The 10,379-nt window shown below is 73.7% G+C and carries 9 protein-coding genes; 3 read left to right on the forward strand and 6 right to left on the reverse strand.

All coding sequences use genetic code 11. The annotated features are described in order from the left end of the window. The first annotated feature begins 3 nt into the window (after positions 1-3). Positions 4-873: a hypothetical protein gene (locus HPT28_RS23080; protein WP_219093142.1), complete on the forward strand. Its 870-nt coding sequence runs from the start codon at positions 4-6 to the stop codon at positions 871-873. Then, positions 870-2,036, forward strand: a complete 1,167-nt coding sequence (locus tag HPT28_RS23085) for a GNAT family N-acetyltransferase (RefSeq protein WP_219093144.1) — start codon at positions 870-872, stop codon at positions 2,034-2,036. The genes HPT28_RS23080 and HPT28_RS23085 overlap by 4 nt, the downstream gene beginning before the upstream one ends. A 124-nt stretch (positions 2,037-2,160) precedes the next feature. On the opposite strand, the gene HPT28_RS23090 is transcribed toward HPT28_RS23085, so the two are convergent. Continuing rightward, positions 2,161-3,501, reverse strand: a complete 1,341-nt coding sequence (locus tag HPT28_RS23090) for a glycosyl hydrolase (RefSeq protein WP_219093146.1) — start codon at positions 3,499-3,501, stop codon at positions 2,161-2,163. Between the two features lie 127 nt (positions 3,502-3,628). Next, positions 3,629-4,489 (reverse strand): GGDEF domain-containing protein, encoded by an 861-nt coding sequence (locus HPT28_RS23095; protein WP_219093148.1) that lies wholly within the window; start codon positions 4,487-4,489, stop codon positions 3,629-3,631. Between the two features lie 322 nt (positions 4,490-4,811). Between HPT28_RS23095 and HPT28_RS23100 the strand changes: the two genes are divergently transcribed. Beyond that, the gene (locus tag HPT28_RS23100) at positions 4,812-5,267 is read left to right on the forward strand and encodes a helix-turn-helix transcriptional regulator (RefSeq protein WP_219093150.1); all 456 of its coding nucleotides are present in this window, start codon (positions 4,812-4,814) and stop codon (positions 5,265-5,267) included. A 113-nt stretch (positions 5,268-5,380) separates the two neighbouring features. Here HPT28_RS23100 and HPT28_RS23105 read toward each other — a convergent pair whose 3' ends face one another. The 4 genes from HPT28_RS23105 to HPT28_RS23120 all read right to left on the reverse strand — a co-directional run bounded on the left by HPT28_RS23105 (position 5,381) and on the right by HPT28_RS23120 (position 10,290). Beyond that, positions 5,381-6,799: a GH1 family beta-glucosidase gene (locus HPT28_RS23105; protein ID WP_219093152.1), complete on the reverse strand. Its 1,419-nt coding sequence runs from the start codon at positions 6,797-6,799 to the stop codon at positions 5,381-5,383. A 261-nt stretch (positions 6,800-7,060) separates the two neighbouring features. Beyond that, entirely contained in the window at positions 7,061-7,999 is a 939-nt protein-coding gene (locus tag HPT28_RS23110) for a carbohydrate ABC transporter permease (RefSeq protein WP_219093154.1), read from the reverse strand. Next, positions 7,996-8,946 (reverse strand): carbohydrate ABC transporter permease, encoded by a 951-nt coding sequence (locus HPT28_RS23115; RefSeq protein ID WP_219093161.1) that lies wholly within the window; start codon positions 8,944-8,946, stop codon positions 7,996-7,998. Before HPT28_RS23115 ends, HPT28_RS23110 begins: the two co-directional genes overlap by 4 nt. Positions 8,947-8,994: 48 nt before the next feature. After that, positions 8,995-10,290 carry an extracellular solute-binding protein gene (locus HPT28_RS23120; protein WP_219093155.1) on the reverse strand — a complete coding sequence of 432 codons (1,296 nt, stop codon included), beginning with the start codon at positions 10,288-10,290 and terminating at the stop codon, positions 8,995-8,997. Positions 10,291-10,379 lie beyond the last annotated feature (89 nt).

Consider the following 10,379-nt stretch of genomic DNA (forward strand, 5'->3'; position numbering starts at 1 on the left):
GGCATGCCCGACACCGCGCTCGACACCGCCCCCGTATCCGACACCGACCACGCGCCCGACACCGACCACGCGCCCGACACCGACGCCGTGCCAGGGCCCGGCAGGGCCGACGGCACCGGTACCGACGCCGGCACCGACGTCGGCGCCCCGTCCGGAGCCGACCGCACCCGGCCCGCCGGGTCCCCGGACGAACCCCCGCGGCTGCGGGACCGGGCCGTCAGGCCGTTCGTCCGCGCCATCCGGCTCGCCCGGCGCGTCCTCGCCCGGCGCCCCCGTCCGCCCCGCTGGTGGCCCCTGGCCGTCTGCGCACTCCTCGGCCTCCTCGGCGGCGGAGCCTGGGGCGCCCTCAGCGCCCCCCAGTACGAGGCCAGCGGCTATGTCGTCGTCGTCCCCGGCCAGGGCGTCGACCCGGCCTCCGCACGGGGCTACGCCCAGGCCTACGGCCGGGTCGCGGGCGGCGGCGCCGTGCTCGCCACGGCCCAGAAGGAGGCAGGCATCCCCGTGCGGACACTGCGGGACAGCGTCCGCGCCGCCACCTCGCCCGACGCCCCCATGATCGAGGTCACGGGCACCGCGACCAGCGCCCGCGCCGCCGCCGCCCGCGCCAACGCCGTCGTCCGCGCGCTCACCGCCGAGGGCAACGCGTCCGCCAAGCGCACCGGCGTCGAACTGGTCCGGTTCGCCGACGCGCTGCCGCCCAGCGGGCCCGCTTCCCCCTCCGCACCGCTGTCCGCGGCGGTCGGCCTGGCCGGGGGCGTCCTCGTCGGCGCGCTGATCCTCCTCGTCCGGCCACGGGACGCGCAGCACCCGGCGGCGAACGACGCGCCGCACGCGGGCGAGCCGGTACGGCAGGAAAGGGGCACCATCCGATGAGCACACAGCAAATCGCCGCACCGCTGACCATCGCCGTCTGCCGGGACCCCGACGCGTTCGCGGCCCTCGGCCCGCGGTGGGACGCGCTCCACCGCAACAGCCCGTCGGCGACCCCCTTCCAGTCTCACGCCTGGCTGCGCTCGTGGTGGCTCGGGTACGGCCGCCCCGGGCGGCTGCGCGTTGTGCTCGTCCACCAGGGCGAACGGCTCGTCGGGGCGGCGCCGCTGATGCTGGAGTACCGGCCCCTGCCCGTGCTCGTCCCGCTCGGCGGCGGCATCTCGGACTTCTTCGACGTCCTCCTCGACGCCGAGTGCCCGCCGGCCCGGACGGCGCTGCTGCGCGCACTGCACCAGGCCGCCGCGCACGCGGTCGTCGACCTGCGCGAGGTACGGCCCGGCGGCACCGCCGAGACGCTCTTCCGCCGCTGGCCGGGACCGCGCAGCAGGCTGTGCGACTCCGTCTGCCTGGAACTGCCCGGCGTCGGTCTCGAGGAGCTGCTCGGCCGCCTCTCGCGGCGCGCCGCCAGCCGGTTCCGCGCGAAGCTGCGGAAGCTGGACGCCCTGGACATCCGGGAGCGCAACGTCCCCGCCGCCGAGGTGCCCGAAGCCGTCGCCACCCTGCTGCGGCTGCACGCACGGCAGTGGAGCGGGCGCGGTGCCACGCCCGAGCACCTGCGGCCCCGCTTCGCCGCGCACCTCGCCCGGGCGAGCGCCGCCATGGTGGCCTCGGGCGACGCGGTGGTCACCGAGTTCCAGCTCGACGGCCGCGTCGTCGCGGTCGACATCACCCTGATGTCCGGTGAGCTCGCCGGGGGATACCTCTACGGGGCCGATCCCGAGCTGCGCGAGCGCAAGGTGGACATCACCACCATGCTGCTGCGCCACGACACCCGGAACGTGACGGAGAAGGGACGGCGGGTCCTCAGCCTGCTGCGCGGCACCGAGCCCTACAAGCGCCACTGGCGTCCCGAGACCGTCACCAACCAGCGCTATCTGCTGGCCCGGCACCGCCTGGCCCCGGCACTGCGCCTGCTGACGGCCGCGGGAGAGGGCCGGGCGTTCGCCGCCTCGGCGGTCCGGGCCGCCGAGGCCCGCGTGCCCGCCGTCCGCACCGGGCGGGAACGGCTGCTCGCCCTCCGCCCGGGCGCGAGCCCGAAGAGCTGACGCCCCACGGCGGGCCGACCGCTCCTGGGGCGCGGCCCCGCGTCCCCGCCTCGGCACGCGTCGCGTCCCTCGGCACGAGCAGGGGCCGGCCTCGCTGCGAGGCCGGCCCCTGAAGGCGGTGCGGCTACCGCCATCCGGCCTCGCGGTACGCCGCCATCCCGGGCCAGTCCGGGTCCAGGCAGCCGTCCCGGCCGACCAGCCAGCGGGCGAGCCAGTCCCCGAACTCCAGGACGACGCAGGGCTCGCCCGGCTCGACGGGCGGCGGCAGCGGCTCGGAGGTCGGCGGGTCGAACGGCGGGTCGAACGGCGGCTCGGGCGGCAGCGGCGGGGTCGGCGGGTCGGTGGGCGGCACCCCGACACGCCCGAGCGCCTCCCGGTAGACGGCGGCCGACATCGGATGGGACCGGCACTGCCAGACACCGTGCGGGCAGTAGTCGGTGAGCGTCTGGTAGAGCGGCTCGTGCCGTTCGAACCACTCCAGCATGCGGCGGACGTACTCCGGGTTGTCGCCGTTGCGGAACAGCCCCCATTCGGGGTAGGCGATGGGCTTGCCGTGGGCCTTGGCGAACTCCACGTGGTCCCGCAGCCCGTAGGGCTGCTCCACGTAGTCGTCGAAGGTCTCGCCGGGCGGCTGGTCGTAGGAGTCCATGCCGATCACGTCCACGACGTCGTCACCCGGATAGCAACGGGTCCAGGGGACCGCGTCCCGGCCCCGGCTGGGGGTGAACTCGAAGCGGAACTCCTGCCCCGGCACCGTGCGCATGGTGGTGACGACGCGCCGCCAGTAGGCCTTCCACGACCGGGGGTCGGGGGCGCAGCGGTGGGTGTACGTCGTGCCGTTCATCTCCCAGCCGAGCACGACGACGGTGTCCTCGATCCCCAGCCCGACCAGCCGCTCGGCCAGGGTGCGGAAGTGGCCGTCGAACTCCCCGCGGGCCCCCGCGCGCAGCAGCCGGCGCACCTCGCGGTCGGACACGCCGGCCTCGTTGCGCTCGAGCATGGGCACGTTGAGCACCAGCATCCGGCCGGGCTCGGCCCGGCGCCACCGGGCCCACGGACGCAGGAACTCCGGCCTGCCCTCGATGTTGACCCACAGATCGCCGGGCAGGTAGGTGTGCCCGGCTCGCAGCTCGGTACCGCCCAGCCAGCGCTCCATGCCGTCGATGCGGTGCACGCCGCGCGGGCCGGAGCCGAGGAACGCCCCGATGGCCGGGGCCCCGGGCGGTGCGGTGGACGGTCTCGGCCCGGGGCGGGGCTCGGATGGCGAGGCCGGGGCCGCCGTCGGCTCCGGCGCCGCGTTGCGGGCGTCGGCGAGGTTGTCGGCGCCGTTCTCCCAGGGGAGCAGCAGGGCGCCGAGGAACAGCCCCGAGGCGACGGCGCCGGCGCCCACACCCGTCAGCCGACGCCGTCTCACACGGGACACGTGGGCGCCTTTCCGGCGCCGCCAGATCTTTCGGGCACGCATGTCACCGAAGGTAGGCAGGACGCCGTCTCCGCACCCGTCCACGCGCGTGTCGATAGGCCATCGGCGTCCCACGTCCCCCGGTCGGCGCAGGGCGACCGCCACCTCGGGCCGCGTCCCCGGCCGTCCGTCAGGCGCGGCGGCGGTCCTCGGGCACGTCGCCGAGGGCCCGCTCCAGGATCTCCCGCAGGTGCGCGGCGGAGGCCGTCGAGAGCACGAGCTCCATGCCGTCGCCCTGGGCCGTGTGCCCGATCGCCGCGAGGGGTATGCGCACCTGGCGCGGCCGTTCCACCCTGCGCGCGGGGCCGCCGGGCTCACGCTCGCCCCGCGGCTCCCCGACGGGGACCGGCTCGGGCAGCGCCGCCCGGGCCTGGTCACCGCCGCCGCGCTTGGCCGCCCGGAGGGCGACGTCGCAGTCCAGCAGCAGTTCGAACAGCTCCTCGTGCGGCTTCCGGTGCGGGACGCGGCCGGAGACCCCCATGGACACGGTCTGGCCGGTGAGGGCGACGGAGGCGTTCCGGCTGGTCCGCACCCCGACCGTCCGGCCGCGCACGCTCTCCAGCGCCCGCCGGGCGACGCGCAGTGCCTCGTCCGCCCCGGTGCCGGGCAGCAGCACCAGGAACTCGTCGCCGGCGTGCCCGCCGTACCGCCCGACGACGGCGCCCTCGATGCGGCGCAGCACGTCCGCCGTCGATTTCAGGACTTCGTCGCCCGCGATGTGCCCGTAGACGTCGTTGACGCTCTTGAACCGGTCCAGGTCCGCCAGGACGAGCGCGACCGGGCGTCCCGCCTCGCGCGCCTCCTCGAGCGCCGCCCGGGCCCGCTGTTCCCAGGCCTGCCGGTCCAGCACGCCGGTCAGGCCGTCGAGGAAGTGCCGGCCGCAGGCGGTGCAGAGCCCGGAGCCCTCGTCGGAAGGGGAGATCTCCGGGCGGTGCGACGCGCCGCCCGCGGGCGGCGAGGCTCCGTCGACGGTCCTCGGCGCGGCCTTCATTGATCCCCTCTTCCCCCCGTGGCCGATGGCGCTGACGTCCCGTCTGGTGGACGGGGCCGGAACCCGGCGTGGCGTGTGACGGTTGTTGAGCTGTGCTCCGGGTAGCCGTGCGGTGCCGGGGCCGACAGCTCGGTGGGCCGCCGCACAGCAGGGCGGTGAGCGGTCGGCCGAATGGTTGGCTTGTTTCAACCAGTAGTTGATCCCGTGCGCTGTGTGAGTCTAGACGTGGATCCGGTCTATGTGTCAACCACCGGTTGACAGGCTGGAGTTGAGCGATGACTAGGATGCGTTCAGCCGGTCAGGGCGGGAGGGGTGAGGAGCGATGCCCGACAACAGGGGCTTACCGACGCTGGCGTGCAGGCTCAACCGCCTCTTCGAGACGATCCGCCCGCACGGTCCGCGCGGGCGGGCGTACACGAACGACGAGGTCGCCGCCGCCGTCAAGGAGTCGAACCCGCACATCAGGGTCGGCGGCGCCTACCTGTCCGCCCTGCGCACGGGTACCAAGAAGAACCCGTCCACCGAACTGCTCACCGCGCTCGCCCGCTTCTTCGGCGTCCCGCCCTCGTACTTCCTCGACGAGGCCACCGCGGCGCAGACCGACGCCGAGCTGGCCCTCGCCCAGGTCGCCCGGAACCTCGGCGTCCGTAGGCTCGCGCTGCGGGCGCTGGAGCTGCCGCCCGAGGGTCTGGCCGCGGTGACCAGGATCGTCGAACACGTCCTGGACGGCGGCACGGACCAGCAGCGGCGCGACGAGGCGGAGCCGCCCGCCACCTGAGGCCGACACGACGGGTGGGGCGGGCACCCGCGTGCCCGCCCCACCCGTGTCCCGCTCGCCCCTTCCGTTCCGCGCCCCCGGCGCCGCCGTCGGCGGGACGCGCCGGGGCGTGCTCAGCCCCGCGGCGGAAGGGAGTTGCGCGCGATCGTCTCGGCGTACCAACGGGCGCTGTCCTTGGGCGTGCGCCGTTGCGAGGCGAAGTCCACGTGGACGATGCCGAAGCGCTTGCCGTATCCGTAGGCCCACTCGAAGTTGTCCAGCAGAGACCACAGGAAGTACCCGCGCACGTCGACCCCCGCCGCCAGGGCCCGGTGCACGGCGGCCAGATGCTCGTGCAGGTACGCGACGCGCTCCGGATCGTGGACGTTCCCCTCCGGGTCCGCGTAGTCGTCGTACGCCGCGCCGTTCTCCGTGATCACCAGGGGGACGCCCGGCAGCTCGTCCCGCAGCCGGGTGAGCAGCTCGTAGAGCCCTTCGGCGTCGACCGGCCAGTCCATGGCGGTACGCGGCCCGGACGGCTGGACGAAGCGGGCGTGGCGCTCGGCCCCGGGCCAGGGGGAGGGCGAGGGGTGGGTACCGGACGCCACGATGGTGGGCGCGTAGTAGTTGATGCCCAGCGAGTCGACGGGGCTGGAGGTCACCGTCAGATCGCCCTCGCGGACGAAGGACCAGTCGGTCAGGGACGCGGTGTCGGCGCACAGGTCGTCGGGCAGGCGGCCGTGGAAGACGGGATCCAGGAAGAGCCGGTTGCCCAGGGCGTCGACACGGCGGGCCGCGTCACGGTCGGCCTCCGAGTCGGTGAGGGCCCGCACGGCGTGCAGATTGAGGGTCAGCGAGATCTCGGCGGTGGACGGCAGCACAGCGCGCAGCGCCCGCACCGCGCCGCCGTGCGCCAGGTTGAGGTGGTGGGCGGCGCGCAGGGCCGCCGCCGGGTCTGTCCGCCCGGGGGCGTGGACGCCCTCGGCGTACCCGAGGAAGGCGGCGCACCAGGGCTCGTTCAGCGTGGTCCAGGTGGCGATCCGGTCGCCCAGCGCCTCGCCGACCAGGGCGGCGTACTCGGCGAAGCGCTCGGCGGTCTCGCGCCGGGGCCAGCCGCCCGCGTCCTCCAGCTCCTGCGGCAGGTCCCAGTGGTACAGCGTGGCGACCGGCCGGATGCCGGCGTCGCGCAGCTCGTCGGTCAGCCGCCGGTAGAAGTCCAGCCCCGCCCGGACGCCCGGCCCGCGGCCGGTGGGCTGCACCCGCGGCCAGGCGATGGAGAACCGGTAGTCGGTGACGCCCAGGTCCTTCATCAGTGCGACGTCCTGGGGCACCCGGTGGTAGTGGTCGGCGGCGATGTCGCCCGTGTCGCCGTTGCGCACCTTTCCGGGGAGGCGGCTGAAGGTGTCCCAGATGGAGGGGCCGCGTCCGTGCTCCCGTGCGGCCCCCTCGATCTGATAGGCGGCCGTGGCCGTGCCCCAGCGGAAACCGGCCGGAAAGGTGAGCCGGGGCCGCTGCGTGGGGCGGGGGTGGGGGCTGGTGCCGACAGTGGTCATCGATGTCCTCCGTGGTGGCCGTCAGCGGCCTGGATGGGCCCGCCCCGGGGCGCGGGGAGGGGGAGTGGTCGGTGGGGGAGGGGCCGGTGCGGCCGCGGCGCGGGGCACGCTCGCGCCGCCGGGGGCCGGTTCCGTGCGCCGTCGCGGCCGCGGTCATCCGGCCCCACGGCGCGTACGAACCAGGGTCCGGCCGTACAAGACCGCGTCGCACGTCCGGCACCGCGGCTCACGCCGTCGTCCGGCCTGGTCGGCCCGGCAGGCCTAGCCCTTCACGGCGCCGCGCATGATGCCGCCGACGATCTGACGGCCCAGCAGACCGAACACCAGCAGCACGGGCAGCGTGCCCAGCAGGGTGCCCGCCATGATCACCGACTGGTCCTGGACGTAGCCGCCGCCCAGCTGGCGCAGGGCCACCTGCACGGTGGGGTTCTGCGAGGAGAGCGCGACGATGGGCCAGAAGAAGTCGTTCCACGCGGTCATGAAGGTGAGCAGGCCGAGGACGGCCATGCCCGGCCGGGCGATGGGTATCACGATCGTCCAGAAGATCCGCGCGGTCGACGCGCCGTCCACGCGGGCGGCCTCGATCAGCTCGTCGGGCAGCGACTGCACCAGGAACTGCCGCATGAAGAACACCCCGAAGGCGGAGACCAGCCCGGGCAGGATCACCGACTGCAGCTGGTTCACCCACTGCAGTTCGGCGATCAGCATGAACAGGGGGATGACGCCCAGCTGGGGCGGGATCATCATGGTGCCGACGGTGAGGGCCAGCAGGGCGTTCCGGCCGCGGAAGCGCAGCTTGGCGAAGGCGAAGCCGGCGAGGGTGCAGCACAGCACCGTCCCGAGGGTGATGGACCCGGAGACGACGAGCGAGTTGAACAGGGCCCTGCCGATGTCGGCCTCGGCCATCGCCGCCTCGAAGTTGGAGAAGAGGTTCGGCCCGGGCGTCAGCGCGGGCGGCACCTGCGCCATGTCGGCGTTGGAGCGGCTGGCGGCGACGATGGTCCAGTAGAACGGGAACGCCGAGAAGAGCAGGGCGACGATCAGCAGCGCGTACGTGATCTTCCCCGCCCGCATGCCGCTCGGGCGGCGGCGGGGGCCGCCGCGCCGGAGTCGGGACGCGGCCCGCACCGGACGGCCGGTGCTCCGGGCTGCCCCGGCCGGCGCGGCGGAGGCTTCGGCGGGAGCGGCGGGCGCGGTCATCGTCCGGCCTCCTTCCGGGAACGGCGGCGTACGACGAGCGCGTTGACGCCCACGACGACCACGATCAGGACGAACATCACCCAGGCGATGGCGGCGGCCCGGCCCAGGTGGAAGAAGCCCCAGCCTTGCTCATAGAGGTAGAGCCCGAGAGTCTGGTACTGGTGCGAGACGCCTCCGGAGACGGAGCCCTCGAAGAGGAGCGGTTCGCCGAAGAGCTGGGTGGCGCCGATGGTCGACACCACGACGGTGAAGAGGATCGTGGGCCGCAGCCCGGGCAGCGTGACGTGGAGGAACTGCCGCCAGCGCGAGGCACCGTCCACCTCGGCGGCCTCGTACAGCTCACCCGGGATGGTCTGCATGCCCGCGAGGTAGATCAGCGCGTTGTAACCCGTCCAGCGCCAGATGACGATGGTGGAGACGGCGACCTGCGAGGCGACGGTGCCGGTCTGCCAGTCCACCGGCCCCAGCCCGACGATCCCGATCGCCTGGTTGATCAGCCCGTAGTCGCGGCCGAACAGCTGGGCGAAGACCAGGGTGGCGGCGGCGACGGACGTGGCGTACGGCAGGAGCATCACGGTGCGGAAGAAGGTGCGGCCGCGCAGCTTGTAGTTGAGCAGGTGCGCCAGGCCCAGGGCCATGGCCAGCTGGGGGACGGTGGAGAGCACCCCGATGGTGAACGTGTTGCGCAGCGCCGTCCAGAAGAACGCGTCGGTGAGCAGCGCGGTGTAGTTGTCGAGGGCGTACCACTCCATCTCCCCGGGGTTCTGCAGCTCCACACGGTGGAGGGAGACGAAGGCGGTGTAGATCAGCGGGAAGAGGCCGAAGGCGGCGAAGAGGGTGAAGAACGGGGCGATGTAGGCGTACGGGGAGGCCGCCCGCCAGGCGCGGCGGGCCGCCGGCGGCCGGTGGGCCCGGGTGGCACCACCGGCCGGAGCGGTCAGGGTCATCATGGCCCCTCGTGGTTCAGCGTGGACGGTTGCGGTGCGTGCGGGGCGTCAGCCCAGGACGTTGTCGATGGCCTTGAGCGCGTTCTTCCAGGCCTTGTCCGGCGAGGTGCCCTTCCGCTCGATCTCGCTGAGCGCGTTGGTGATCTGGTCGGCGATGCTCTTGTCGTGGACGCCGAGCACCTGCACCGGTGCCTCCTTGGCCGCCTCGCCGAAGATCCGGCCGATCGGCGCGTCCGAGAAGTACGGGTCGGTCGCGTCGGAGATCTGGGCGATGGCGCCGGTGGAGGAGGGGAAGTTGCCCTGGGCCTTGAAGAGCTTGGCCTGCTGCTCGGGGGCCGTCAGCCACTCGATGAGCTGGTAGGCCTCCTTCTTGTGCTTGGCCGCGCGGGGGATGGAGAGGTAGGAGCCGCCCCAGTTGCCCGCGCCGTCACCCGGGAGCGTGGCAACGTCCCAGGTACCCGCGCCTTCGTCGCCGGCCTGGCCCTTGATGTAGCCGAGCATCCAGGCGGGGCAGGGCAGGGTGGCGAACGAGCCGGTGGAGAAGGCCTGGTTCCACTGGGGCGACCACTGGTCGAGCTTGGCGCTGAGTCCGTCACCGGCCGCCTCGGCGGCGGTCTTCCACGCGGTGTGCACGGCGGGGCTGTCCTCGTAGATCAGGTCCCCGGAGGCGTTGTAGTACCGCTCCTCCTGCTGGCCCATCATGACCGCGTAGAGGCTCCCGACGCTGTCCAGCCAGGCGCTGCCCTCGGGGGCCTCGGCCAGATACCGGGTGCCGAGCTCCAGGTAGCCGTCCCAGGTGCTCCATTCGGCGGCGAGTTCCTCGCGGTCGGTGGGCAGACCGGCTTCGGCGAACAGATCGGTGCGGTAGCACATGGCCTGGGGGCCGACATCGGTACCGAGGCCGAGCACCGCCCCGTCGTCGGTGGTGGCAGCCGACCACTTGGCGGGCGCGAACTCGTCCTCCAGGGCGTCGGCTCCGTACTGCGTCAGGTCCTCGAAGCGCTCGGCCTGTTGCTGGGTGACGGAGGCGATGCGGCCGACCTCGATGCCCTGGACGTCGGCGAGGCCGCCGCCGCCGGCCAGCCGGGTCTGGAGGGACTTCCAGTAGTCCTGCTCGTCCTGCGTGTCGGTCTGCTTGATGGTGATGCCGGGGTTGAGCTTCTCGTACTCCTCGTAGAGTCCGGCCTCCTCGTACCCGAAGGAGCCGAAGAGGTCCACGGTCAGCGTGATGTCGCCGTCGGCGGAGTCGTCGGAGGTCCCCGAACCGCAGGCAGCGAGCAGGGCGCCGCTGAGCAGCAACGCGCCGAGCCGCAGGCCGGCGCGTCGGGTGGAGGGGTTGCGCATGGGAAGCCTCCTTGGCTTCGAGACGACGGCGAGCGCTCGGAGCGCTCCAGGATACGAGGAAGAAGAGGGCCCTCTTGAGAGCGCTCTCA

The sequence above is a fragment of the Streptomyces sp. JJ38 genome (assembly GCF_019303475.1).
Lineage (GTDB): Bacteria > Actinomycetota > Actinomycetes > Streptomycetales > Streptomycetaceae > Streptomyces.